The organism is Salegentibacter salinarum, from assembly GCF_900168115.1.
In the GTDB taxonomy this organism is placed as follows: domain Bacteria; phylum Bacteroidota; class Bacteroidia; order Flavobacteriales; family Flavobacteriaceae; genus Salegentibacter; species Salegentibacter salinarum.
The window spans coordinates 242,200-268,779 of record NZ_FUZC01000004.1; the positions used below are offsets into that span (position 1 = coordinate 242,200).

The 26,580-nt window shown below is 36.0% G+C and carries 26 protein-coding genes; 16 read left to right on the forward strand and 10 right to left on the reverse strand.

The genetic code is table 11. The features are described from left to right. Positions 1 to 2: 2 nt before the first annotated feature. From B5X53_RS07010 to B5X53_RS07050, 9 genes are all read left to right on the forward strand, one after another. A complete protein-coding gene (locus tag B5X53_RS07010) occupies positions 3 to 1,193 on the forward strand; it encodes a beta-ketoacyl-[acyl-carrier-protein] synthase family protein (protein WP_079712519.1) in 1,191 nt (396 codons plus the stop codon). After that, a complete protein-coding gene (locus B5X53_RS07015; protein ID WP_079712520.1) occupies positions 1,183 to 2,247 on the forward strand; it encodes a beta-ketoacyl synthase chain length factor in 1,065 nt (354 codons plus the stop codon). The genes B5X53_RS07010 and B5X53_RS07015 overlap by 11 nt, the downstream gene beginning before the upstream one ends. After that, positions 2,237 to 3,007, forward strand: a complete 771-nt coding sequence (locus tag B5X53_RS07020) for a polysaccharide deacetylase family protein (protein WP_079712521.1) — start codon at positions 2,237 to 2,239, stop codon at positions 3,005 to 3,007. Before B5X53_RS07015 ends, B5X53_RS07020 begins: the two co-directional genes overlap by 11 nt. Next, positions 2,994 to 3,614, forward strand: coding sequence for a flexirubin biosynthesis/transport protein LolA2 (locus B5X53_RS07025; RefSeq protein ID WP_079712522.1), 621 nt, complete (start codon positions 2,994 to 2,996; stop codon positions 3,612 to 3,614). The genes B5X53_RS07020 and B5X53_RS07025 overlap by 14 nt, the downstream gene beginning before the upstream one ends. A 69-nt stretch (positions 3,615 to 3,683) precedes the next feature. After that, positions 3,684 to 4,055: an ApeI family dehydratase gene (locus B5X53_RS07030; RefSeq protein WP_079712523.1), complete on the forward strand. Its 372-nt coding sequence runs from the start codon at positions 3,684 to 3,686 to the stop codon at positions 4,053 to 4,055. 60 nt (positions 4,056 to 4,115) lie between these two features. Next, positions 4,116 to 5,315 (forward strand): DUF2062 domain-containing protein, encoded by a 1,200-nt coding sequence (locus tag B5X53_RS07035; protein WP_079712524.1) that lies wholly within the window; start codon positions 4,116 to 4,118, stop codon positions 5,313 to 5,315. Then, a complete protein-coding gene (locus B5X53_RS07040) occupies positions 5,316 to 8,291 on the forward strand; it encodes an MMPL family transporter (RefSeq protein WP_079712525.1) in 2,976 nt (991 codons plus the stop codon). Continuing rightward, positions 8,292 to 9,959: a C45 family autoproteolytic acyltransferase/hydrolase gene (locus B5X53_RS07045; RefSeq protein ID WP_232764145.1), complete on the forward strand. Its 1,668-nt coding sequence runs from the start codon at positions 8,292 to 8,294 to the stop codon at positions 9,957 to 9,959. Further along, entirely contained in the window at positions 9,959 to 11,215 is a 1,257-nt protein-coding gene (locus B5X53_RS07050) for a flexirubin biosynthesis putative acyl-CoA ligase FlxY (protein WP_079712526.1), read from the forward strand. Before B5X53_RS07045 ends, B5X53_RS07050 begins: the two co-directional genes overlap by 1 nt. 61 nt (positions 11,216 to 11,276) lie before the next feature. Here the strand turns inward: B5X53_RS07050 and B5X53_RS07055 are convergent, their stop codons facing one another. Together B5X53_RS07055 and B5X53_RS07060 are read right to left on the reverse strand one after the other, a co-directional pair. Then, positions 11,277 to 12,026 (reverse strand): C40 family peptidase, encoded by a 750-nt coding sequence (locus B5X53_RS07055; RefSeq protein ID WP_079712527.1) that lies wholly within the window; start codon positions 12,024 to 12,026, stop codon positions 11,277 to 11,279. A gap of 18 nt (positions 12,027 to 12,044) precedes the next feature. Beyond that, complete coding sequence (locus B5X53_RS07060) at positions 12,045 to 13,226, reverse strand: acetyl-CoA C-acyltransferase (RefSeq protein WP_079712528.1); 1,182 nt, start codon at positions 13,224 to 13,226, stop codon at positions 12,045 to 12,047. 115 nt (positions 13,227 to 13,341) lie between these two features. Here B5X53_RS07060 and B5X53_RS07065 point away from each other — a divergent pair, with 115 nt between their 5' ends. Next, positions 13,342 to 15,387, forward strand: a complete 2,046-nt coding sequence (locus B5X53_RS07065) for an HD family phosphohydrolase (protein WP_079712529.1) — start codon at positions 13,342 to 13,344, stop codon at positions 15,385 to 15,387. Positions 15,388 to 15,389: 2 nt separating this feature from the next. Here B5X53_RS07065 and B5X53_RS07070 read toward each other — a convergent pair whose 3' ends face one another. Beyond that, complete coding sequence (locus B5X53_RS07070) at positions 15,390 to 15,839, reverse strand: transcription elongation factor (RefSeq protein WP_079712530.1); 450 nt, start codon at positions 15,837 to 15,839, stop codon at positions 15,390 to 15,392. A gap of 199 nt (positions 15,840 to 16,038) precedes the next feature. On the opposite strand from B5X53_RS07070, the gene B5X53_RS07075 reads away from it, so the two are divergent. Next, the gene (locus B5X53_RS07075; protein WP_079712531.1) at positions 16,039 to 16,692 is read left to right on the forward strand and encodes a hypothetical protein; all 654 of its coding nucleotides are present in this window, start codon (positions 16,039 to 16,041) and stop codon (positions 16,690 to 16,692) included. A gap of 2 nt (positions 16,693 to 16,694) precedes the next feature. Beyond that, positions 16,695 to 17,426 carry a DUF3307 domain-containing protein gene (locus B5X53_RS07080; RefSeq protein ID WP_079712532.1) on the forward strand — a complete coding sequence of 244 codons (732 nt, stop codon included), beginning with the start codon at positions 16,695 to 16,697 and terminating at the stop codon, positions 17,424 to 17,426. On the opposite strand, the gene B5X53_RS07085 is transcribed toward B5X53_RS07080, so the two are convergent. Next, entirely contained in the window at positions 17,403 to 17,810 is a 408-nt protein-coding gene (locus tag B5X53_RS07085) for a glyoxalase (RefSeq protein WP_079712533.1), read from the reverse strand. The two genes, B5X53_RS07080 and B5X53_RS07085, sit on opposite strands and share 24 nt — an antisense overlap. A gap of 177 nt (positions 17,811 to 17,987) precedes the next feature. Here B5X53_RS07085 and B5X53_RS07090 point away from each other — a divergent pair, with 177 nt between their 5' ends. The 4 genes from B5X53_RS07090 to B5X53_RS07105 all read left to right on the forward strand — a co-directional run bounded on the left by B5X53_RS07090 (position 17,988) and on the right by B5X53_RS07105 (position 21,172). Beyond that, a complete protein-coding gene (locus B5X53_RS07090) occupies positions 17,988 to 19,346 on the forward strand; it encodes an NAD-dependent succinate-semialdehyde dehydrogenase (RefSeq protein WP_079712534.1) in 1,359 nt (452 codons plus the stop codon). Between the two features lie 8 nt (positions 19,347 to 19,354). Continuing rightward, the gene (locus tag B5X53_RS07095) at positions 19,355 to 20,230 is read left to right on the forward strand and encodes a DUF72 domain-containing protein (protein ID WP_079712535.1); all 876 of its coding nucleotides are present in this window, start codon (positions 19,355 to 19,357) and stop codon (positions 20,228 to 20,230) included. 7 nt (positions 20,231 to 20,237) lie between these two features. Continuing rightward, positions 20,238 to 20,651, forward strand: coding sequence for an NUDIX domain-containing protein (locus B5X53_RS07100; protein WP_079712596.1), 414 nt, complete (start codon positions 20,238 to 20,240; stop codon positions 20,649 to 20,651). 125 nt (positions 20,652 to 20,776) lie between these two features. Continuing rightward, positions 20,777 to 21,172 (forward strand): acyl-CoA thioesterase, encoded by a 396-nt coding sequence (locus B5X53_RS07105; protein WP_079712536.1) that lies wholly within the window; start codon positions 20,777 to 20,779, stop codon positions 21,170 to 21,172. On the opposite strand, the gene B5X53_RS07110 is transcribed toward B5X53_RS07105, so the two are convergent. From B5X53_RS07110 to tsaD, 6 genes are all read right to left on the reverse strand, one after another. Continuing rightward, entirely contained in the window at positions 21,169 to 22,347 is a 1,179-nt protein-coding gene (locus B5X53_RS07110; protein WP_079712537.1) for a class I SAM-dependent methyltransferase, read from the reverse strand. The genes B5X53_RS07105 and B5X53_RS07110 overlap by 4 nt on opposite strands. A gap of 10 nt (positions 22,348 to 22,357) precedes the next feature. Beyond that, positions 22,358 to 23,398: an AI-2E family transporter gene (locus B5X53_RS07115; RefSeq protein WP_394341618.1), complete on the reverse strand. Its 1,041-nt coding sequence runs from the start codon at positions 23,396 to 23,398 to the stop codon at positions 22,358 to 22,360. A gap of 60 nt (positions 23,399 to 23,458) precedes the next feature. Further along, positions 23,459 to 23,980: a TrmH family RNA methyltransferase gene (locus B5X53_RS07120; RefSeq protein ID WP_079712539.1), complete on the reverse strand. Its 522-nt coding sequence runs from the start codon at positions 23,978 to 23,980 to the stop codon at positions 23,459 to 23,461. Continuing rightward, entirely contained in the window at positions 23,980 to 24,624 is a 645-nt protein-coding gene (locus tag B5X53_RS07125) for a DUF4159 domain-containing protein (RefSeq protein ID WP_394341616.1), read from the reverse strand. The genes B5X53_RS07120 and B5X53_RS07125 overlap by 1 nt, the downstream gene beginning before the upstream one ends. 95 nt (positions 24,625 to 24,719) lie before the next feature. Next, positions 24,720 to 25,430 (reverse strand): 16S rRNA (uracil(1498)-N(3))-methyltransferase, encoded by a 711-nt coding sequence (locus B5X53_RS07130; protein WP_079712541.1) that lies wholly within the window; start codon positions 25,428 to 25,430, stop codon positions 24,720 to 24,722. Positions 25,431 to 25,433: 3 nt separating this feature from the next. Then, a complete protein-coding gene (gene tsaD, locus B5X53_RS07135; protein ID WP_079712542.1) occupies positions 25,434 to 26,456 on the reverse strand; it encodes a tRNA (adenosine(37)-N6)-threonylcarbamoyltransferase complex transferase subunit TsaD in 1,023 nt (340 codons plus the stop codon). Between the last annotated feature and the right edge of the window lie 124 nt (positions 26,457 to 26,580).

Genomic DNA, 26,580 nt, shown 5'->3' on the forward strand with positions numbered 1-26,580 from the left:
TTATGAATAAAGGTGTTGCCGTTACCGGAATGGGGATTTTCTCTGCTATTGGCAACAACACTGCCGCAAATTATCGCTCTTTAATTTTAGGAAAACACGGAATTTCTTCTTCTGAAATTCTTGAAACGATCCACAAAAATTTACCAGTTGGGGAAATTAAGATTTCTAACGAATCGCTCGCTGAAGATTTAAACCTTCCCGAAAATCATAGTTTTTCACGGGCTGCTTTATTGGGTGCATTTGCCGTAAAGGAAGCGGTTACGCAATCTAGTTGGAAAATCGACAACGAGACCGGCTTTATTTCTGGAACCAGCGTTGGCGGAATGGATGCTACCGAAACCTATTTTAAAGATTTCACAGAAGGAAAAACCGATAACAACCGATTTATACGCGCGCAACACCCCGGCTTTACTACGGAAAAAATCGCTGAATATTTCGGGATTACCGAATTTGTAAGTACAATAAGCACTGCCTGTTCTTCAGGAGCTAACGCAATTATGCTGGGAGCCAGGATGATTAAAGCCGGAAAACTAAAACGAGTGATTGTGGGCGGAACAGATTGTCTTACCAAATTCACCCTCAATGGATTTAATTCTTTAATGATTTTATCTGATGAACAATGCAAACCGTTTGATGAAAGCAGAAATGGTTTAAATTTAGGAGAAGGCGCTGCATATCTAGTTTTAGAAGGCGAAGAAGAATTAAATGGAAAACCGGTTTTAGGAAGGATTTCGGGATATGGAAATGCCAATGATGCATTTCATCAAACCGCTTCTTCAGAAAATGGGGAAGGGGCATTTTTAGCAATGCAAAAAGCTTTAAAAACTGCCGGAATTTCTTCGAAAAAAATTGATTATATCAACGCCCACGGCACCGCGACCAGGAATAATGATAGTGCAGAAACTGAAGCTCTAAAAAGAATCTTTTCAAAAAATTTACCTGATTTTAGTTCTACCAAAGCCTTTACCGGCCATACTTTAGCGGCAGCGGGAGCTTTGGAAGCAGTTTATAGTTTGCTATCGCTGCAAAATCAACAGGTTTTTTCTAATCTCAATTTTTCTGATCCAATGCAAAGTTCTGGCTTTATACCAGTGACTAATTTGAAGGAAAAACCGATCAAGTATGTTCTTTCAAATTCATTTGGATTTGGCGGAAACTGTACTTCCTTAATTTTTAGAAAAAATGGGGAATAAAATCTATATCAACGGGATTGGAATTGTTTCAGCACAGGAGGAAGATTTATTTTCCGAAGGGTTTGCAAGTACTTATTATGAAAATATTTTCCCTGTAATTTCACCAAATTACAGGGATTTCATAAAACCTATGGCTTTAAGGCGAATGTCTAAAGCGATTAAAATGGGGATTACTTCAGCTAAAATCGCTTTAAAAGAAGCTGAAATTGAAGTTCCTGATGCAATTATTACCGGTACCGGCGAAGGTTGTAAGCAGGATACTGAGAAATTCCTGGAAAATATGCTGGACCAGAATGAAAAATTATTGACTCCAACATCATTTATTCAATCTACACATAATACAATTGGGGGTCAAATCGCTTTAAACTTGGGTTGTAAAAATTATAATGTGACTTATACTCAAAATTCAGTTTCGCTGGAAACCGCTTTGCTGGATGCCCAAATGCAGTTCGATGAAGATCCTTTTTTAAATTCAATTTTGGTTGGGGGAGTAGATGAAATTTCAGAAAAAATCACTTCTTTCAGAAAACTCGATGGACAATTAAAATCAGTTCCAATTAAAAATCTTGATTTACTAAAAGAAGATTCAACGGGTACGATTACTTCAGAAGGGGCATATTTTTTTGCTCTTTCAAATAAAAGAAAAGAAAATACTTATGCCGAGATTCAAAATGTTTCTATTAAAAACACCATACCGCCGGAAAAAATTAATGAAGAAATCGAAGCTTTTTTAGAAACAAATAAACTGGATCCAGCTGATATAGACACGATGATTTTAGGTATGAATGGAGATAATCGGTACGATTATTTTTATAAAAATCTTCAGCAAAAACTGTTTAAAAATACAACCCAACTAGCCTATAAACATTTAGTTGGCGATTTTGATACGGCTTCGGGCTATGCGATTTACCTGGCTGGTAATATTCTTAAATCCGGCAAAATACCTTCAATTCTTAAATTAAATGATATAGAAAGTAAAGCCCCAAAAAATATTCTTATTTACAATCAGTATCTTGGCAGGGATCACAGCTTAATTTTACTCAGTGCGTTTTAAAATTATAAATACAGTTATTGTCCTGCTGCTATGTGCTGCTTTAGTACTAGCATTTTTTGGTTTTGCTTCATTTTGGTACGTACTGACATTTATCGTTTTCTACCTGCTTTTTTTGCTTACCGTGTCTACCAATGTTCGGTTTAATTTCTTTGTAAAATCAATTAGTGAAAATCGAAGGATCAAAGACAAACAAATCGCACTTAGCTTTGATGATGGACCGGTAGAAAACACACTGGAAATTTTAAAGATTTTAGAAAAATATGAAGTAAAAGCCGGGTTCTTCTGCATCGGGAAAAATATTAAAGATCACCCTGAAATTTTCAGAAAAATTATTGAAGAAGAACATTTGGTTGGCAATCATACTTATAGTCATACCAGAAAAATGGGTGCTTTAAGTGTTTCTACTATTATAAGAGAAATTGAAGATTGTAACAAAATAGCCAAAGAAACAGCAGGGATAAAAATGAGGCTCTTTAGACCGCCTTTCGGAATTGTAAGCCCGAAAACGCAGAAAGCCCTTCGAAAAACCGAGATGCAATCTATAGGCTGGAGTATAAGGTCTTTTGATGCGGTGCTTTCTTCAGAAGAAATTATTTTAAATAGAATTAAAAAAAGGCTGAAACCGGGAGCGGTTATCCTTTTGCACGATAATAATGCTAATACCGTTAACATACTGGAACAGTTGTTGCTATTTTTGAAAAACAATCACTATAAGGTGATAAGACCTGATAAATTACTGGAAATCAATGCGTATTCTTAATATTCTATTATTGTTTTTAAGCCTGAATTTGGCGGCCCAGGACGAGCTTTCTAAAGAGGAAATTTCCCATTTTCAGGAGGAGATGCTGACTAAAGCTAATGAATTAACGACTTTGGAAGCCGACTTTATACAAACCAAAAAAATTGAAATGATCACGGAAGAATCTGTGAGTCGAGGCAAACTTTATTACCAGAATCCTGAGAAATTAAAATGGGAATATGCCGAGCCTCAGGATTATGTAATTCTTTTTATAGAAGGTGAGCTGCATATAAATGATGCAGGCGATAAAAGCGTGAGAAACACCAGTTCTAACAAACTTTTTGATAAAATTGCCAAACTTATTACAGGAAGTGTGAATGGCAAATTGCTTCAGGATAATGAGAATTTTGATATTTCCTATACTCGTAAAAATAACCTGATTGCTGCTTTAATAATTCCGAAGGATAAAAATCTAAAAGCCATGTTTGCTGAAATTCACCTATTTTTTAATGGAGAGAATATTGTGGAACAGGTTGATTTAAAAGAGGAAGCCGGGGATATGACGACTCTTGAGTTTAGAAATATTAAAATTAACCAGGAAATACCCGCTACGTTTTTTGAACCATAAAATTCTTCTGAAAGCTTAAATTCCTGAAATTTCTGCGTAATTTAGTAAGACACCAACACCAGCCAATACATGATATTAAAGAATTTTTATTCAGTATTAAATTCTTCCGAAGAAAACGGAAAACAGCTTACCCAGATAAAAATTAATAAGGATCACGAGATTTACGATGGACATTTTCCCGGCAGGCCGGTTACTCCGGGTGTTATTTTAATGAATTTATTTAAAGAGGAAGCCGAGCGCAGGTGTGGATGTAAACTTCAATTCAAAAAAGGCAATAACGTGAAATTTATGGCTGTGGTAGACCCAAATACCGATGCCGTGCTGAACCTTGAAACCGAAATCACAGAAGAAAATCAGGAAATTAGACTTAAAGGTATAGCTAAGAATTCTGCTGGTATTTCATTGAAAATCAATTCTCTTTATAAAAAATTTCAATCTTAAGCTTTTAGAAGTTTGTCCTTTACTTTTTAATTTTACTTTTGCAATTAAAGCCATTTTAATTTGAACCAAGAACCCATACACCAGTACAAATTTGAAGCTTTAAATTGTTGTATCCTCATTCCTACATACAACAATGAAAAAAGCCTGGCCAGCGTTTTACAGGATTTATTGTTATATACCTCTAATCTTTTGGTAATTAATGACGGTTCTACAGATGCTACGGAAGAAATTCTGAAAGGTTTTTCTGGAATAAATATCCATCATTTTGAAGAAAACAGGGGCAAGGGCGAAGCTTTAAAACACGGATTTAAAATTGCGGAAGAGCTTGGTTACGAATATGCAATCACCATAGATTCAGACGGGCAGCATTATCCTGATGATTTAGATGTTTTTCTAAGTCATCTAGAGGAGAAAAGTCCTGATTCTGAAATTTTACTGGTTGGAGATCGCAATATGGGTCAGGATGGAATTCCCGGAAAAAGCACCACTGGTAATAAATTTTCTAACTTCTGGTTTTTAGTGGTAACCGGCACTCAACTTACAGACACTCAAAGTGGCTATAGGCTTTATCCTTTAAAAGTTATAAACCAAATTAAGCTTTATACCAGTAAGTTTGAATTGGAAATCGAGATTATTGTAAAAGCCGCCTGGCGTAAAGTTAAGGTACGAAACGTACCAATTAAGGTTTTTTATGAAGAAAACCGTGTAACACATTTCCGGCCGTTTTGGGATATTACCAGGATTACCCTGCTTTATATCTGGTTTGTTTTGGTGAGTTTCTTCTATATCCATCCTCGGGATACTTACCAGGATTTTAGAAAAAAAGGTTTTAAGCGTTTCTGGAAAGAAAATATTATTAAAAGTCAGGAGCCCGCACACAAAAAAGCCGCAGCAATTGCCCTGGGCGTTTTTGTGGGGATATTACCATTCTGGGGTTTACATACTTTGCTTGTTTTTAGTTTAGCCGCAATGTTTAAACTCAATAAGGTTGTGGCATTTTTATTTAGTAATATTAGTATTCCGCCTCTTATTCCTTTTATTATTTATGCGAGTTACCAGGCCGGGTCTTTACTTACCGGTCGCGGATTCGCCTGGGAATTAAGACCGGAAGATTTTGATTCTACCGCGGATATTTTTCTAGGATTGTGGCAGTATATTATTGGTAGTTTTGCCCTGGCAGGAATTGCGGCCATACTGCTGTGGATTGTGTTTTATTTCTTATTTTCGGTAACAAACCAAAAACAGGTGGTAAAACCTTAAATGCACAAGTTTTTCCTAAAGCTTTATTATTTTTTCAGAAGGCAAAAAGCTATTGGTTTTTTGTTGTTAATCCTTTTTGTACTGACTGGCGGCTATTTTGCTTCTCAAATTCAGCTGGAAGAAGATATTACTAAACTAATTCCATCCGGGGAGAAACAAGACGCTTTACGCAAAGTCCTTGATAATACTGAGTTCTCAGATAAGCTCATTATCGCTATTTCTTCGGAAGAAAAAAATTCCGAAGAACTTACTGCCTACGCGAGTAAACTCACTGATTCCTTAGATAAAAAGTTACCGGAATATATTACCAAAATCCAGGGAGAAATTTCGGAAGAAGGAATTTTAGAAGTTTATGACTTCGTTTACCAAAATCTGCCGTTATTCCTAAATTCCCGGGATTATGAGGAAATAGATTCCCGATTGCAGCAAGATAGTATTCAGGAGCGATTGGAAAGCTCTTACAGAGACTTAATTTCTCCAACTGGATTTATAACCAAACAATTTCTCTTTAAAGATCCACTTTCGCTAACCAACCTGGGTTTAGAAAAATTACAGGAACTTCAGGTAGACGATAGTTTTAAAATTTACAATAATTACCTCGTCACCAAAGATGAAAAGCATTTGCTCCTCTTTATCACCCCGAAATATCCGGCTTCTGAAACAAGGAACAACGAGGTTTTTGTAGAGAAATTAGATCAAATTGTTTCTGATTTAAATGAAAATTCTGAAGTAAAAGCGGAATATTTTGGAGGAGTGTTATACGCTATTGCAAATGCAAAACAGATAAAAAGCGATATTCAGTTCACATTAAGCATTGCTTTTTCAATTTTACTTGTTCTACTAATTCTATTTTACCGAAGATTCTACGTTCCGCTACTGCTTTTTCTTCCCAGTTTATTTGGAGCTTTGGCGGCCATTACTTTACTGTATTTCCTCAAAGGGAGTGTCTCAGCGATTTCCTTAGGAATTGGTGCTATTTTATTGGGGATAAGCCTTGATTATGCGCTACATATTCTCACTCATTTTAGAAATAATGCCGATGTAAAAATACTATACCGGGAAGTCAGTAAGCCTATTTTAATGAGCAGTTTTACTACTGCTATTGCTTTTTTATGCCTGCTATTCCTTAAAAGTGAAGCTTTAAACGATTTGGGAATTTTTGCTGCTGTTAGTGTAATCACGGCTTCAGTATTTGCGTTAATTCTTATTCCACATTTTTATAAGCCGCAAAAAAATAAGAAAAAAGTAAAAAATAACTGGATAGATAAGCTCGCAACTCAGCGATTCTATCAAAATAAATTTTTAGTCGGATTTGTACTATTGCTATTTCTCTTCGGATTGTTCTTTTTTACAAAAGTCGAGTTTAACGTAGATCTTTCACAGGTTAATTTTGAACCTAAAAATATAAAGCAAACCGAGGAAAAAATTAAGCAGATTGCCGGTGAAGCCGCAAATACTACCTATTTGGTTTCCTACGGGAATGATATTGATGAAGCGCTTTCCAGAAATAACGAACTATATCAGGAACTTAAAAACCTGGAAGAAACGGATAAAATTAAAAGGTTTAGCAGTATTGGAGGCGTAGTGCTTTCTACCGACAAACAAACCGAAAGAATTGAAGCCTGGGAAGAATTTTGGAGTGATTCTAAAAAGGAAAACTTAAAAAATAGCCTTTTAAATGAATCTTCTGAACTTGGTTTTAAAGCAGAAAGCTTTAATCGGTTTTACGAGCAATTAAACAAAGACTTTAATGGTATATTCCTGGAGGATTATCGTAATGTCTCAACGCTTTATTTAGACGATTTTATAAATAATAATCCGGGATTTTCTACAGTTACCAGTACGCTTAGCTTTACAGAAAGTAATCCGGCAATTTTGGAAAAACTGGAGGAGGAAGAGGGCATCATCGCTATAGACCGGAAGCAAATGAACCAGGATTTTCTTGGGGATTTAAAAAGTGAATTCAACCAACTTATTTTATTCTCTCTAATTGCCGTTTTTATTGTTTTACTTCTTTTTTACAGGAATTTGCTGCTTAGTTTACTCACTTTATTGCCCATTGCCATTACCTGGATTATCGCTCTTGGAATTATGGCAGTTTTAGGCATAGAATTCAACATTTTAAATATTATTATTTCAACATTTATCTTCGGGCTTGGGCTAGATTACAGCATTTTTATTACCAACGCCTGTTTAAAAGAATACGAAATAGGAAAACCTGCTTTAAAAACATACCAGGCTTCTATTTTGCTTTCTGTTTTAACTACCTTACTGGGAATTGGTGCACTGGTTTTTGCCCAACATCCTGCACTCCAGTCTGTTTCGGTGGTTTCGGTGATTGGGGTTTTAACCGCGTTGTTGGTGGCTTTTGTAATCCAGACAAAACTATTCGATCTTTTATTTTTCCGAAGAAAATTAGCGCAGAAAGCTCCTTTTAGTTTTTATTCGCTGGTTAAAAAATCTGGTAGTAAAGAGCAGCTCTATTTAAAAAATGCGCTTTTAGGAAATTACAGGTATAAGTCGGTTTATTCTGCTGCTAAAAAAGAATTTACTCAAAATCGTGAACGATTTTTAAAGGTTTCAGGGTTTTTAAATCCAGGTGAAAAAATCTTTATGCTGAATTCCAATTACGGAATTCTCCCTGTATTTTTAAGTCTGAAAAACCAAGAAAACAAATTCTTCGTTTTAGATACAAACAAAGAAAACCGGAAAATTTCGAATAATACTGGTCAAAGCAATGCTGAGAATATAAATTTCAGTAAAGAATGGCCCGAAAATTTGATAACATATCCTGTATTTATTATTAGTAAAAAACCTTCAGAAGAAATCACTTCAACTTTAAAAGAAAATATCTCCCGGTATGCTGAGAAAGTGATTATTTTGAGTTCAGAATATGAAAACCGGTGGCTAATCGATTTAAATTTTGAGATTATTTACCGTCAAGATAATATCCTCGTTTTAAAAAGAATGGATTAAGTGAAATTGTTCTTTACCAAAATATCGGTTGTTTTTGGGATTCTAATCCTTTTAAATTCCTGCGGAGTAAAACGGTCTATGGAAGACCGCCCCGATATTACCGGCATAGAAAAAATAGATACTACCAGAACCAAAATTAACGACAATCATTATAGAATAGGGAAGAATTCTCTTTATAAAAATAAATACGGGATCTGGGAACTCTATGTTGAAGGCGATGCCCTGGAGCGTGGTGTAATAAGTGGAAGCTTAACCCAAGAACTGATGCACAAGCAGGAAACTGCCTTTATGGAGAAAATCTATGATTTGGTACCAAAAACCGGATATCGCAATTTCCTTAAAAAGACCGTGGCCTGGTTTAACCGTAAAATATACCTGCACGTCCCGGAAGAATATAAACAGGAAATTTATGGGACATCCCTTTTCGGACTTGAAGAATACAACGACTTTGCGCCGGCTTATATAAGAATGCTCTATTTTCACGGGGCACACGATATTGGCCATGCCCTGCAGGATTTAATGTTGGTGGGTTGTACTTCTTTTGCAGCCTGGGATTCAAAAACTGAAGACGGACAATTATTGCTGGGAAGAAATTTTGATTTTTATGCCGGTGATGAGTTTGCAGAAGAAAAAATCGCTGCTTTTATAAATCCCGATGAGGGTCATAAATTTATGATGTACACCTGGGCGGGAATGATTGGCACGGTGAGTGGTTTGAATGAAAAAGGAATCAGTGTAACCATAAACGCCGGAAAAAGTAAAATTCCTTTGCAGGCTAAGACGCCCATTAGTCTTGTGGCCCGGGAAATTTTACAGTATGCAGCTTCAAATGAAGAAGCTATAGAAATCGCTAAAAAGCGGGAAGTTTTTGTTTCCGAATCTATTATGGTGGGAAGCGCAAATGAGCGAAAAGCGATTTTAATTGAAGTAGCGCCTGGAAATTTTGGAGTTTACGATGTTGAAAATTCTAATGAATTGGTATGCAGCAATCACTTTCAAAGTGAAGCTTACGTGAAAGATAACCGGAACTTAAAAACCATAAAGGAAAGTCATACGCAATATCGATTTGATAAAATGCAGGAATTACTTTCTGAAAAGGAGCTATTAACGCCTGAAAAAGCTGCTGATATTTTAAGAAACAAAGAAGGGCTGGGAGGTTCAAAATTGGGAATGGGAAATGAAATGGCTATAAATCAGCTGCTTGCTCATCACGGTATTATTTATAAGCCGGAAGAGAGAAAAGTTTGGGTTTCGGCTAATCCCTATCAATTAGGGGCGTTTCTTTCATACGATCTGGATAAAGCTTTTAATAGTTTTGAGCGTGGAAATATTTCAGGAAGTGTAATGACTGATGAAACTATCGCTGAAGATCCTTTTGTAAATACAGAAGCTTATAAGAATTACGAAAAATACCGAAAATTAAGTCAGGAAATTACTGATGCAATTTTAGCTGAAGAAAAGGTTTCCGCAGAAAAAATCAATAAACTTAAGTTTTTAAATCCGTATTTCTGGGAAGTTTATAAAATTGCCGGAGATTATTATTTTCAGCAAAAAGATTATAAAAAAGCGGTGATTAATTATAAACAGGCCAAAATCAGGGAAGTGACTACCTTGCCGGACGAGGAATATTTGGAAAAAATGATTAAAAAATCTTACCGAAGACTTTAATGACGAGTTTTTACGAAATAAACGGAAATAAAATATTGCTAAAACAGCAATTAAGCTACGTGGCGGCAAATTCTCCATTCTACAAAAAGCATTTTCAAAGTAATAAAATAAATATTGCGGAAATCGAGTCTTATGAAGATTTCAAGCAGATTCCGATTACCACAAAAGAAGATTTACAACATTTCAATAAAGAGTTTATTTCTGTTCCCGGAGATGAAATCATAGATTATGTAACGACTTCCGGGACTTTGGGAAATCCTGTAAGTTTTGCTTTAAATGATGCAGATCTGGATAGATTGGCTGAAAATGAGCGCAGATCTTTTGAAATGCTTGGAGTCAAGAAATCCAGCGTGGTACAAATCACCACCACATTAGACCGACGCTTTATGGCGGGGATGGCATATTTTCTTGGTTTACGAAAATTGGGCGCCGGAATTATAAGAACGGGCAGTGGGCTTCCGGGTTTGCAATGGGAATCTATAGAAAGGTTTAAACCTGAATTCTTGGTTGCAGTTCCTTCATTTTTATTAAAGTTGATCGATTTTGCCATTCAAAACGGTATTGACTATAAAAACTCTTCCGTTAAAGCAGCGGTTTGTATTGGGGAACCTTTACGAAATCCGGATTTCAGTTTAAATTCCCTTGGGCGAAGAATCAAAGAACTTTGGGATATTGACCTGTTTTCTACTTATGCAAGTACCGAAATGGGCACCGCCTTTACCGAATGTGAATTTCACGAAGGAAACCACAGTCTTCTGAAGCTTATATTTGCTGAAGTTTTAGATGAAAATCAAGAACCTGTAGATAAGGGTGAAATCGGGGAATTAGTGGTTACTCCTTTGCAAACCAAAACAATGCCTTTAATAAGATTTGCTACCGGAGATATGGTGAAATTCTATGGGAAAAATTGTAAATGTGGAAGAGAATCATTGCGAATTAGTACACCGGTAGGTCGCAAACAGCAAATGATCAAGCTGAGAGGCACAACGCTTTATCCGCAGCAAATCATCAATTTACTGACTGCCTTTCAGTCTTTAAAGATCTTTGTTATTGAAGCAAGATTAAATAAAACTAAAACTGATGAAATCCTGGTAAGAATTCCAGAGGATTTTGCTGAAGTTAATGAGCTTCAGGAACATTTACAAGCTGGCCTAAAAGTGAAAGTAGTATTAAAAAAAGCTTCCGTAGAAGAAATTGAAAAACTAAAATTTCCCAGAGAAAGCAGAAAGCCAAAGCTTTTCCACGATTTTAGGTAAAACTTCTAGATTTTATCCCTCAAAAACGACGCCGCGACTGCGCTCGAAGCGACAATTTTATTTATATAATCTTTTTGATTACCCGGAGTTTGTGGGTGTGCCGTTTTAATTCTGCATTAAAGATCCCGGAATGGTCAATTCGGTCAATTCGTACTTTTCCGTCTACGTGGATAATGTAATTATCGTTCATCATAATGCCCACGTGATCTATCACACCATCTTTATCATCAAAGAAGGCAAGATCTCCGGCTTCACTTTCTTCAATAAAACTAAGCGCTTCTCCCTGCTTAGCCTGATCGGCGGAATTTCTGTTTAACTGGTAGCCGTTTAATTTATAGACCATTTGTGTAAGTCCGCTGCAATCAATTCCCAACGGAGATTTTCCACCCCAGGAATACGGACTGTTTAAATACAAAAGTGCGGCTTTTACAATTTCCACCTTAAGTTTTTCACCCGAAACAGAATGTCCTTCAAAGTGATGATTTAACAAATCTGTGGCATTTAGTGAAGCTCCAATAGGTACGGTAATAAGATGTCCGTTTTGATCGGTTACAAAATCAAAAAGATCGGCAGAATAATTTGGAATTACTTCGTCTAACCGGTAATAAGTTTCTTCCGGTATTTTAAGCAATTGTTTATTTGAGATCCAGGACTCAAAATTATCGAATGCAACACGAATCCTGCTCCATTGGGCGCGTTCTTCAAGTATTTTAAAATGTTCTCCATAAAGAACCTGAGATACCATTTCGCTTTTATTAGATGTGGTTTCGCGAAGTGGCACAATGCTTAGGGGGCAAATTCCGTATTGCATTCAATAAAAAATATAAAATTAAGAGTTTCGCTCTATTACCATTGCAGATGCACCGCCACCGCCATTACAAATCGCGGCTGCTCCCAATTTAGCATTATTTTGCTGCAACACATTTAATAAAGTGATTAGAATTCTTACTCCGCTGCAACCCAGTGGGTGACCTAGAGAAACGGCACCACCGTGAACGTTGGTTTTTTCATCGCTAATTCCCAGAATTTTCATATTCGCTAATCCTACCACGGCAAAAGCTTCATTGAATTCAAAGAAATCTATATCGTCTTGTGCAACACCTGCATTTTTAAGTGCTAAAGGCAAAGCTTTGGCCGGAGCGGTGGTGAACCATTTTGGTTCCTGAGCGGCATCAGCAAAACCTTTAATGCTTGCAAGAATTTCCAAACCTAATTCTTCAGCTTTTTCACGACTCATTAGAACTACAGCACCTGCACCATCGTTGATGGTAGAAGCATTTGCAGCAGTTACCGTCCCATCTTTACTAAAGGCCGGACGAAGTGAGGTTATTTTATCCATTCTCACGTTCTTAAATTCCTCATCTTCTTTTACAACGATAGGATCTCCTTTTCGCTGCGGAACTTCAACCGGAACAACTTCGTTATCAAATTTCCCGTCGGCCCAGGCTTGAGCTGAACGTTCGTAAGATTTTATCGCAAAAGCATCTTGATCTTCTCTTGAAAAATTATGTTCTGTAGCACAAAGATCGGCGCAAACGCCCATTGCATTATGGTCGTAGGCATCTACCAATCCGTCTTTTTGCATTCCGTCTTCCATTTTTGCCGGACCAAATTTCTGTCCTTTTCTATGGTATAAATAATGCGGAATTAAACTCATATTTTCCATTCCACCTGCAACCACTATAGAATTTTGTCCCAGCATAATAGATTGTGCGCCCTGCATTACGGCTTTCATCCCGCTGGCACACACTTTATTTACGGTAGTACAGGGAACCGAATCGGGAATTCCTGCTTTTAGAGCTGCCTGTCTTGCCGGTGCCTGGCCAACGCCAGCCTGCACTACATTACCCATTAAAACTTCCTGTACAAGTTCAGGTTTCAAATTAATTTTATTTAAAGCTCCTTTGATGGCAACAGCACCAAGATCGGTAGCTTCTACGGTAGATAAGCTACCCAAAAAACTCCCAATTGGAGTCCTTGCGGCGCTTACAATTACTACTTCGTTATTCATCATTTATGTTTTAGTTATTTCTTCTTTTGCGAATTTAGTGATTTTATAAGGAACTTAGCAAGAGCGCTCATTCGGCCGCTATTTTTTAGTACATTTGAGCAATAGCACGATTTATATGAAGAAATTCGTAAATAACCTGTATAAAAATCAGGCGTTATTTTACAAGGTATTTTTATTTGCGCTTACCGCGGTGCTAATTGTTTACCTGCTACCCAAAGGAGGAAATTTTAAATATGAAATTCCTAAGGGAAAGCCCTGGCAGTATGAAAACCTCTATGCGCCTTTCGATTTCGCGATATTAAAATCTGAAGAAGAAATACAGGAAGAGCGCCAGCAAATTATAAATAACCACACTCCATATTTTCAGTTTAACCAGGAAATACCTAATCAGGTAGAATCTGAAGTTCCCGAGGTAGTACAGGAAGTTTTTCCAGATAGTATTCTTTCAAACCGTGAAATTCAAATTATAGGTTTTGTAAACGAAACCCTTGAAGATGTGTATGAATATGGTTTATTGCAGGCCAACAACAGACTAGAAGACAATCAGCTGGTCTACTTACGAAAAGGGAATGAAGCCTTTGAAATTTCTTATAAAAACATTTTAAAGCAAGACCAGGTACGTGATTTTTTAAATTCTGAAATTGAAGAATCTAACCTTTCAGAGTTTGAGAATGAATTATTGGAAGTCTTTTTCAATCTAATAGAACCTAACGTAAGTTTTGACAGCGAATTCACCCAGAAGGAGCTACAAAGCAAATTAGATAATATTTCTTATACCCGCGGAAATATTGAGCAGGGCAGTAGGGTTATTGCTCGTGGAGAAGTTGTAGAAGGGAATAAATACAATATTCTTAGATCACTTAAAAATGAATATGAATCGCAAGTTTGGAGTGAAAGTAATTATAAATGGATTATTGTAGGCTATAGCGTTTTAGTGGCTCTCGCACTTTTAATGCTCTTATTATTTATAAGAAAATACAGGGAAGAAATATTTGAAAATAACGTAAAGGTCACTTTTATTTTCTTCAATATACTTTTTATGGTATTACTAACCACGCTGGTGGTTAATTTTAATATAGATTATGTTTATGTAGTACCGCTGTGTATTCTTCCGCTTACTTTAAAAGCATTTTTTGATGCACGGTTGGGAATGTTCACCCACGTAATTACCGTATTGCTTTTAGGATTTATTGTACCTAACAGTTACGAATATATGTTCCTGCAAATTATTGCCGGGATTGTAACCATACTTACCGTTTCTGAACTTTATAAACGTGCCAACCTGTTTATTTCTGTAGGACAAATTACTTTGGTATATATTATTTCCTATTTCGCTTTTACGGTAATCCAGGAAGGAAATATCGCCGATGTGGAAGCTGAAGTCTTACTTACTTTTCTCCTGGGAGGTCTTGCTACTTTATTTGTACAACCCCTGATTTATATTTATGAAAAGATTTTCGGGATGGTTTCAGATATGTCTTTGCTGGAGCTTTCTGATACCAATGCAAAATTGCTGAAAGAACTTTCAGAAAAAGCACCGGGAACTTTTCACCATTCTTTAAATGTGGCAAATCTTGCTGAAGCTGCTGCCAACGAAATTAATGCGAATGCAATGTTGGTTAGGGTGGGAGCACTTTACCACGATATTGGGAAGATGAAAAATCCAACCTATTTTTCGGAGAATCAAACTTCAGCCGTGAATTCTCACGATGAACTTGCGCCCCGCGAAAGCGCACAAATTATTACAGATCACGTGATTAACGGGATTGAAATCGCCAAGAAGCATAATCTGCCGGACAGGGTTATTGATTTTATTAGAACCCACCACGGGACCACCACTGTTTACTTCTTTTATATGAAAGAAAAGGAACAAAATGAAAATGCTGTGGCAGAAGATTTTAGATATCCCGGGCCTATTCCTTTTAGTAAAGAAACCGCAATTTTAATGATGTGTGATAGTGTAGAGGCGGCCAGTAAGAGTTTAAAGGAACCTACCGCCGGGGTTATAGATAATTTTGTAGAGAAGATTATCAATAAACAAATGAAGGAAGAGCAATTCTTAAACGCTAATATTACTTTTAAAGAAATACAAGTGGTGAAAAAAATCCTTAAACGTAAGCTTAAGAATATTTTTCACCTTAGAGTTGAATACCCGGAATAGGTTTATCCTACCGCGGTAATTTTTACTTCCTCACCATTAAATTTAAAGGTTTGGCCTTCTTTTTTACCTTCCATTTCTTTGTAAATGGGGGCTTCAGTTGAAATTGCGTAAACGCTGCTTCCATCTTCCATAGCAATCTCACCAATGGGGACCGAAACAAAATAATAATTTCCGCTGGTTTCTACTACGCTACCAAAATTTATAGCCTCGCTGTAATGATCGGGATCTATTCGGCTTAAACTTTCTTTCATTTTTTGCGAATCGCTCAAACGGCCTGCATATTTTTCAAAATCGCTTAATAATTGGCCTTTGTTATCTTCATCATAATCGGTTTTGATATCATTTGCCTCCATAGATTCCTTTATTTGGTCCATTTGCTTTTGATATCTTTCTATTTGCTCATTTACGGTATCTAAACAGTTTAAATAGAGCTCTTTCTTATTACTTACCATATTTTTTTTTATTTTTTCTGGTGATTTTTTTTAAAATTAAATAACCTATTCAGGCTTAAAGAACATTTAGCAAAAATTTAATATCATACCTATGAACTTTTTATAAGCTAATAGACTTATAAAACTATATTATAAGCCTTAAGACTTATAATTGTAAAATATAAGCCCTAGGACTAATATTTTTTGTTATATTTGAAATATGATAGCCGTAATTACAGCCGATTTAGTAGATTCTTCCAATTATTCTGAAAGGCTTTTAGATGAAATTCTAAAAAATCTAAATTCAGAATTTGAAATACTGCAGCAGGAATATGCTGAAGAGGAAATTGATTTTAAAATTTACCGGGGCGATAGTTTTCAGGGAGTTATCGCAAAATATGAGGATTCGTTGCAAATTGCTTTACGATTAAAAAGCTTAATAAATAAAGTGAAATTAGAAGATCAAAAAACAGCCGGGCCTTTAGCCGATGTAAAAATTGCTATTGGCATTGGTAGTTTTGATTATAAAGGAGATTCTATGGCCGAATCTAACGGAAAGGCTTTTCAGTTTTCTGGCAGAACTTTAGATGCAATGAAAAACGAATCCAGGAAAATTCGTTTAAAAACACCTTTAGAAAGTTTAAATTCTGAATTTGAAGCCAGTTTATTTTTATTGGATACTGTAATGGAAAAATGGAGCCAGGCATCGGCAGAAGTAGTTTATTATCTTTTAAAAGGAATGAAGGAAACCGAAATCGCCGAAGTTTTAAAGATCAGTCAATCTGCGGTAAATCAGCGTAAAAAAGCCTGCGGTTGGGAAGCAATTTCGGTATTACTGAAACGTTTTAAAAATGTAACCGAACAGAGCTTTTAATTATGGAAGAAACTACGCTAATCCTGCTTCAACTTTTCCTGGCACACATCTTAACCGATTTTGTGCTGCAACCTACTAAATTGGTGAAACATAAAAGGGAGAAAAGGGTTGGCTCATGGTTTTTATATTTCCATTCGTTTTTAGCGGGATTTCTTACTTATATTTTTCTGCAGGAATGGTATTTATGGTATATCCCGATTATAATTAGTGTAAGTCATTTTTTTATCGATCTATGGAAACTTCAGCATAAAAAAGATACGCTAAAACTGTTTTTAATAGATCAGTTCTGGCACAGTGTAATCATAATTTTAGTGTGGATTTATCTTATTGATGGCTTTTCAGAATTAATTCCATTTATTGCTGATGTATTTTCTTCCCCACAAATTTTAGCAATAGTAATCGGCTACCTACTGGTTATTTTTCCTGCAGGATTTTTAATTGGCAAAGCCACCAAACGCTGGCATAACGAATTGCAACCCAATGGCGAAAGCCACAGCCTGGAAGCGGCAGGCCGGTACATAGGAATTTTTGAAAGAATTCTGGTACTAACTTTTATCCTTACTCATAATTTTTCGGCCATAGGTTTTCTTATCGCTGCAAAATCAATTTTACGTTTTAGCGACAAAACCGATGCCAGCGCCAGAAAACAAACCGAATACGTTCTTATAGGAACGCTAATGAGTTTTGCAATTACAATTTTAATTGGTCTTCTAGTACGTTACTTCCTCTTCTAAAAGCTGAATATTGCTTTGTAAACGCTCTTTGACAATATTCATCATTCGTTTATTTAAAGCCGAAGAATTCTTGATATAAGTTGCATATTCCTCTAAAGTGAATTGCCCGATTATAATTCCCTTTAAACTATTTCTGAATTTTATATCTTTTTGGATAGCATTTTCGATATAGATAAAGCGCTTTTCTATATTAAGTTCATAGAATTTATTCTTGTGTTTTTTAGTGTAATTTCTAAAAACTTCCAGCAACAACCCATCCTGAAGTTTGGCGATTGGTCGTAAAGTTTTGTTCTGAAATTGTTCGTCTAAGCTCATGTTTTCTGAAACTCTGGCCGAAGGAATCTCAGGCCTAAGTGCTACTAATTGAAGATCACGTGGTGTCATAAGAACTATGTTTTCTTAAATTTAATAAACTTTAAAGCTCAAATTCCGCGCCTCATTAAAGACTTGTAAACTACTTATAAACATTTGGCACGTTAAAATCGTCTTAATCGCCCTGTCTAAGCCTATTCTTCTTTTTATCTTTAAATGGAAGCCTAAATTTATAAATATCAATAACCAATGATAATTTCAAAAAATCCATATACCGGGGAGGAAATCTCCAGCCACCACGAGTTAAGCGATGCCGAAGTTGAAAAAGCCATAAAAAAAGCACATTCCAGGTTTAAATCCTGGCGGGAAACATCTTTTGCAGAGCGAAGCAATTTAATGATAAAAGCTGCTAAAGAACTAAAAGATAACTCCCGCGAATATGCGGAAGCGATCACCAATGAAATGGGCAAACCAATTACCCAGGCTATCGCAGAGGTAGAAAAATGTGCCTGGGTTTGCGAATATTACGCTGAAAACGCAGAATCTCACCTAGAGAATGAAAAAATAAAAACCGATGCAAAGAATTCCTATGTTAAGTATGAGCCGTTAGGTGTAGTTCTGGCCGTTATGCCGTGGAACTATCCATTCTGGCAGGTATTTAGATTTGCGGCTCCCGCACTTATGGCCGGGAATGTCGCCATTTTAAAACACGCGAGTAATGTGATGCTTTCAGCCAATAATATTCAGAAAATATTTGAGAGAGCAGGTTTTCCTCAAGATTGTTTTCAAAACCTGGTAATTGGAAGTAAAAAAGTAGAAAATATAATTAGAAATAAAAAAGTAAAAGCCGTAACCTTAACCGGTAGCGGTGGGGCAGGAAGCAGCGTAGCTTCTATTGCCGGGGAAGAGATCAAGAAATCGGTTTTGGAACTTGGAGGGAGCAATGCGCTGGTTGTTTTTAAAGATGCTAATATTGCTGAAAGTGTTAAAACCTGCGTTATGGCCAGGTTTCAAAATACAGGACAAAGTTGTATTGCCGGGAAGCGTTTACTGCTTCATAAAGATATAGCTGAAGATTTTCTGGAAGAGTTCACACGACAGGTGCGTGAATTGAAAAGTGGTGACCCAATGGATGAGGAAACGTTTATCGGTGTGATGGCAAAAGAAAGTCTGGCTGAAGATTTAGAAGATCAGGTGAAAGATTCCGTGAAAAAAGGAGCAAAAATTATTTTAGGCGGCAAAAGGGACGGTACTTATTTTGAACCCACCATTATTACCGGCGCAAAGGAAGGAATGCCTGTTTTTGATGAAGAAACTTTTGGCCCAGTAATTTCTGTTACCGAGTTTAAAAACGCAGAAGAGGCGATAGAATTAGTTAATTCTTCTAGCTTCGGACTTGGAGTTTCCATTTTTACTGAAGACGAAGATTTCGCCCTTAAAATGGTTCCCAGGTTTGAAGACGGCGCTGTTTTTTTAAACGAACTGGTTAAAAGTGATCCAAGATTACCTTTTGGCGGAACAAAAATTTCAGGATACGGAAGGGAATTATCTCATCACGGAATCCAGGAATTCACGAATAGAAAAACCGTTTACTTTAACAAATATTAGTTTATAAAATGAATTTTGGAAAAGTAGAACATCCCGAGAATATAGATTTTACGCTACCTGAAACCCATCCTGACACCATTAAAGTACTTAATAAGAATGGAAATAAAAGTGGTTTCAAAGATGTGCGAATTGGCTGTGCAAAATGGAGTAGAAAAGACCTGAAGAATTTCTATCCGCGAGGAACAAAAGATGAACTGGTTTATTACTCTTCACAGTTTAATAGTATAGAATTCAACGGTTCATTTTACAGAATGTATCCTGAAGAACAGTTTGAAAAATGGTATGGAAAAGCCGATGATAATTTTAAGTTTTTCCCAAAGGTTCCCAGGCTTATAAGTCATAGAAAATGGCTTAATGAAACTGAAGAGCTTACTGATGATTTTGTAAAAAATTTGTTCCAGTTAAAAGATAAACTAGGAATGGTTTTCCTACAAATGGCTGAAAATTTTGCGCCAAAGTTTATAGATAGGCTAGACGGCTTCTTTGCTCATTGGCCAAAGGAGATTCCGCTTTCAACAGAATTGAGACATACAGATTGGTATGCTGATGAAAAAGTCGCTAATGAACTATACGATGTTCTTAAAAAAAGAGATGTAGCACATATAATTACAGATACCGCCGGGAGACGCGATCTTATTCATATGCGATTAAGCAATACCACTGCTTTTATTAGATACAACGGCGCAAATCACAGTTCAGATTATACCAGGTTAGACGAGTGGTTAGATAAGCTTGAAGAATGGCATAAAGAAGGCCTGGAAAATGTATACTTTTTTATACACCAGAATGTAGAAGAGGCTTCGCCATTGCTTTCAGCATATTTTATAGAACGCTTCAATAAAAGATTTAAAACAGATATAAAAATACCTAAAACTTTAAATTAGAATGATAATGAAACAGCAAGAAGTAGCGGTAACCGTAGATAGTGTAGTTTTTTGTAATGCAAATAATGAATTCAAGGTTTTACTTATAAAAAGAAAAAATGATCCTTATGGAGACCAGTGGGCATTGCCGGGTGGTTATATAAATGAATCTGAAGATTTAGAAACCGCAGCAAAACGTGAACTCGAGGAAGAAACCGGTCTCGCGGTAAAAACAATGGAACAGGTAAGAGCATTTGGAGCGCCGGGTCGGGATCCAAGAGGAAGAACCATTTCTATAGCCTTTGTAAGCCGGATATTCTGTGAGGAGGAACTGAAAGCCGGAGATGATGCTGGTGAAGCCTCCTGGGTAAATGTTGATGATTTACCGGAATTAGCTTTTGACCACGCCCAAATTATTGACGCTGCAAAGAATTATTTATAGAATTTAAAAATTCTTATACTCTTAATTATTAAAATCTGATATAATCCATTTGATTTTAAGGAGCCGGTAAAACTTTGAAAAGTTTTTACCAGCCCATATTTTATGGTTATTTTTAAAACAAAAATATGAGATTTCATACCAGAAAATGGATTAAACCCGAAGATCTAAATCCTAACGGAACTTTATTCGGCGGGAAATTACTGGCCTGGATAGACGAAGAATGTGCTTTATACAGTATTATTCAGCTGGAAAATTCTAAATGTGTCACTAAGTATATGAGTGAGATTAATTTTCAGCATTCTGCGAGACAGGGGGATATCGTTGAAATTGGAATTCAGGTGCTTAAATTTGGTACGACCTCGCTTACCTTAAAATGCGAGGTTAGAAATAAAATGACGCGTTCTACTATAATTACGATAGATAAAGTGATTATGGTAACCTTAGATGAAGAAGGCAAACCAACACCACACGGAAAAACTAAAGTGGAATTCGTAAAAGATAGGTTACAGAATAAGGTTTAAAGCTTTTCGCACACCAGGACAATTTTGTCGTTATTCATATTGGTGGTGAAGAATAAATAGTTTTTCCCGCCGTCTTTAATTTTGAATTTCTTCCTTAAAGTAGAAACGCTCTCATGAAAATTTCTCGTAGTAATATTAGCTTTTAAGTTACTGAACTTTTTCTTTAATATACCTGGTTTATATCGCTCTATATCAATTATTTTAAATTTTCTTCCCGGGAAATTTATTTCTTTTTCTGAAGTATATAAATGTGTGTTAGTGTGAAGTTTTGCAGTTTGTGTTTGTGAAGCAATTTCATTGAAAAGTCCGCTTTTCATAATACCGGCATTGGGTTCATAAAGGAAATTTTGAGGTAGTGAATATTCTACTTTAGCAGTAAGATTTATAAAAATTCCGTCAAATTCCTCGAGACCTTTTTTAGTAAAATTAAGGGTCCGGATTTTAATTTCTGAACTGTTTTCTTTTTTCAACAACCAGAGGAGTTCTTTCACCTCATTATGTACGGCTACAATATGAATTTCGGCTACAAATTGTAATTCTGAAATTCCGGCTTGTAAATCCAGTAGCGGAGAGGTTTTTATCAGGATGCAATTGCTTTTACTGAAGAGCAAATTAAGATTTTCAGGTACATATGGTAAGCAATCTGCCAGCCTAAAGACTTTTCCTCCGGTATTATCACGCCGTGCCGGATCTACATAAATACAATCAAAATTTTGATTAGTACCTTTTAAATATTCAATACTATCAACATTTTTAACTGAAATATTCCTTCTTCCTAATTGTTTGAAATTGTGTGCTGCGATTTCAGATAATTCAGCGTTTAATTCACAATGAATTACTTCTTCAAAGTTTTCTGCGAAAAAAAAATCGTCTATTCCTAACCCGCCGGTTAAATCGATTAAAGTTTTGCCCTTTACAAGTGAAGCCTTGTATTCTGAGGTAGTTTCAGAAGAAGTTTGTTCTAAATTTAGTTTTGGGGGATAATAAATCTGGAAATTTTTAAACCAGGTTGGTAACTTATTTTCAGCTTTTTGTAATCCTGTTAATTGTTGGGCCAATTCTGAAGAAGAAATTCCGGCAAACGGACTTCCGCGTAGCGCTAAGTCGGCAGCAGTAGTTTTCAGGTTATTTCTAAGAAATTCCTGAATCTCCTCATTTAATATCGCTTTATTCAAAATTAAAGATTTAAAGGTCTCGTGTAAGTCGTTTTACGATCTTGTATTCACTTAAAGATTCTTTTGCAATCACTTTTAAAGCCGTGTAGAATGGAACGGCCACAACCATCCCGGTAATTCCAAACATAATTCCAGCGATTAGAATAATAAGGAAGATTTCTAGGGGATGAGATTTTACACTGGCACCAAAAATCATAGGTTGGGAAATCATATTATCTATAAGCTGGCAAACACCATAGCCCAACATAATATAACCAAGTTTTGGTAAAATAACTAATTGAAAATCGGCTCCCAGATTACTGGAAATCACAAAAAGTGCCATTAAAATTCCGGCAAAAAGGGGACCTAAATAAGGTACTAAATTTAAAAAAGCGCAAATAAATGCAATAGCAATTGGGTTGTTGATTTCAAATACACTCAGTAAAATGGCGTAAAGCACAAATAAAACGGTGATTTGCAGCGTTAGCCCAACAAAGTAACGAGATAGTAAAATTTTAATTTTATTAAATACCCGCTGAAATTTCTTCTCGTCTCCCTGATTGGCAAAAACCAGGATACTGTTTAACATCAATTTACTGTCTTTAAGCAGGAAAAATGAAATAAAAAGTATAGAGAAAATAGCGATTAAAGTAGCACCTAAAATACTAAAAAGATTATTCAAAATCCTTGGAACAGCACCAATATCGAAGTTTCTCACAAATTCACTTTGCTTTAAACCTTCAATTATATTAATTTCTTCAATACCTAAATAACTATTAATTTGATTATTGAGTTCGTTAAGATCATTCCTAAACGCATCCATATCTATTCGACTTAGATATTGACTTTGTTCTATAACAATAGGAACGAAAACAAGGATGATTCCAGCGAAAATTGAAAGTACGAGGACAAGTACTATTACCACTGAAAGCTGATTGGGGATTTTTAAGCGTTGTCTTAGAAAAATAACTACAGGCCGGCCAATTAAGGAAATTACCGCGGCTATAGCGATATAAACCAATACCGATTGGATTTCCCATAGAAAATACAGCAATAGAACAATGCCAACCATTATTCCTGCCGCTCTTAATATCCCTAAAGTAATCGATTTTGAGTTCACGAGGTAAATATATTATTTCTTAGTGAAAGCAAATATTGTTTTTGATATTTCATATAATGCAATACCTGCGGCCTGGGCAACATTCATACTGCTGTTTTGCCCAAACATATTGATATGCAAATGTTTATCTGAAATTTCTAATAATTCTTTACTTATTCCTGAAACTTCATTTCCTAAGATTAAAATAACGCCTTTTTTTTCTTCGGAATATTGAAAATCTTCCACCGGAATACTGACTGAAGTGATCTCCAGCGCATAAACCTCACTATTATGGTTTAAACTTTTAATATAACCAGGGGTATCTTCAGTAAATTCATAAACTACGGTTGTATGGGTATTTCTGGCTGTTTTTTGAAGTCTCCTGCTATTAAGATTTGGTTCAGTTCCTGCAAAAACAATTTTCTCCACATTAAAAGCATCGGCAAGTCTAAAGATGCTACCAACATTTGCTTCTCCGGTAATATTATCTAAGAGAAGAATAACCGGAAACTTTTCTTTGCTGAATTTTTCCTCAAAATGGGAGAGTTGTTCCATTAATTTTCAAAAACGTATTTTAAAATATTTGCTCCCATTTGTAAAGCTTTTAACCTTACTTCTTCGGGATCGTTGTGAACGTCTGGACTTTCCCAGCCATCACCTAAATCACTTTCTATGGTAAATAATAGAACAAGTCTGTTTTCATCAAAAAAACCTAAAGCCTGCGGTGGTTTATTATCATGTTCGTGAATTTTAGGCAATCCACGCGGAAAATTAAAAGCAGAATTAAAAACAGGATGATTGGCGGGAAGTTCTTCAAGTGTTTTTTCGGGAAATATTTTTTTCAGTTCTTTTTCTAAATACTGCTGCATTCCGTAGTTATCGTCTATATGAAGAAAACCGCCGCTTAATAGATAATTTCTAAGATTTTCGGCTTCTTTATCATTGAAAACCACATTCCCGTGGCCCGTCATATGCACAAAAGGATATTGAAATATATCTGAATTTTCCGGGGTAACCGTAGCAGGTTTGGCTTTTAAATTTGTCCCTATATTATTGTTCGCAAATTTTATAAGATTGGGTAAGGAAGTAGGATTTGCATACCAATCGCCACCGCCATTATATTTTAAAAGCGCTATTTCCTGTGCGGTTAGAATCTGACCGAAAACCAGAAAAACAATTAAGAGTGAAATTTTTTTCAAATTCAACATTTGGGTAAAAATATCAATAAAAAAGGGAGTATACTAACTGATGAAAAATTCAGAAAAATGCAGCGGTACCGGTTAATTTTATTTGCTTAATTCTGGTTAATAAGTGCCACGGTATGGCAAGCCACTATAGCTGCGGTTTCAGTTCTTAATCGGCTATCACCTAAACTCACAGGTTTCCAGTCATTTTTAATTGCTGATTTTATTTCCTCAGGAGAAAAATCACCTTCGGGACCAATTAAGATTGTTATATTTTCCTTTGGTTTCGCTTGATTTTTCAGGGAAAAACGTTCCATTCCGTCTTCGCAATGAGCAATAAATTTTTGTCCTTCGGTTTCAGTTGTTATAAATTCAGAAAAACTAATTACTTCATTAATGATGGGCAAACTAAAATGAAGGGATTGTTTCATCGCGCTTTGTAAAACCCTTTCGTAGCGGTTAAATTTTATCGTTTTTCTTTCGCTGTGATCGCAAATTATGGGCGTGATTTCGTCTATTCCAATTTCGGTAGCTTTTTCCAAAAACCACTCAAAGCGATCGTTCATTTTTGTGGGTGCAACAACAAGATGCAATTGGTGCTTTTTTGGTTTTTCCGCCTCAACTTCAATAATTTCAGCCAAACATTGTTTGGAATCTGCAGTGATGATTTCGGCTGTGAATAAAAATCCTTTCCCGTTGGTTACCTTTAAAATATCACCTGCACTTTTACGTAAAACCTTTGCAATATGCCGGCTTTCATCTTTCGGAAACACAATTTGCTTATCGGTTTTCTCTATATCTGGAGTATAAAAAAGTTGCATTGATTAAAATTTATAGCGTGGCTGTGCGGTAATGGAATAATCTGAAAAATCTTTTTCCAGATATTTATAATGTCCCGCAATGGCAATCATTGCAGCATTATCTGTAGTATATTCAAATTTTGGGATAAAACAGTTCCAGCTATATTTTTTCTCTGCTTCCATAAGCGCATTTCTAATCTCGCTGTTTGCTGAAACCCCGCCGGCGATAGCAATTTGATTAATTCCGGTTTGTTTTACGGCTTTTTTTAGTTTATCCATTAAAATCCTCACAATTGAAAATTGAATTGAAGCGCAGATATCTTTTAAATTTTCAGCAACAAAATCAGGGTTTTCTTTCGTCTGCTTTTGTATAAAATAAAGCACCGACGTTTTAAATCCGCTAAAACTAAAATTCAAATCCGGTACTTTAGGATTGGGGAAAGGAAAAGCTTTGGGATTTCCTTCTTTTGAATATTTATCTATTAACGGTCCGCCCGGATAGGGCAGCCCAAGAATTTTTGCACTTTTATCAAAAGCTTCTCCCACCGCATCATCTGTAGTTTCCCCAATTACTTCCATTTCAAAATAATTAGAAACTTTTACTATTTGGGTATGGCCACCACTAATAGTTAGTGCCAGGAATGGAAAGGTGGGTTTTTTAAAATGTTCTTCTTCAATAAAATGAGCTAAAATATGCGCCTGCATATGATTCACTTCTATAAGCGGAATTCCCAATCCAAGCGATAAAGATTTTGCAAAAGAGGTACCCACAAGCAAAGAGCCCATAAGTCCGGGACCACGTGTAAAAGCAATTGCAGATATATCTTTTTTGCCGATATTTGCCCTTGCTATGGCCTGGTGAATCACAGGAACTATGTTTTGTTGGTGAGCCCTGGAAGCAAGTTCTGGCACCACACCGCCGTATTGTTTATGAACTTCCTGAGTTGCTACAATGTTAGACAGTATTTTGCCGTTATGCAGTACAGCTGCAGCAGTATCATCGCAGGAAGATTCGATCCCTAATATGTAAATATTTTGTGAAGCCATTAAGAAATAAGGGGCATAGAAATTGTTAATATTGTGTACAAAGTTAAAATATAAAAGCGTATCAAAAAATTCTGGAAAATATTAACTAGAACAGTGGTTGCGCTGGTTTTACTTTTTGTCATAA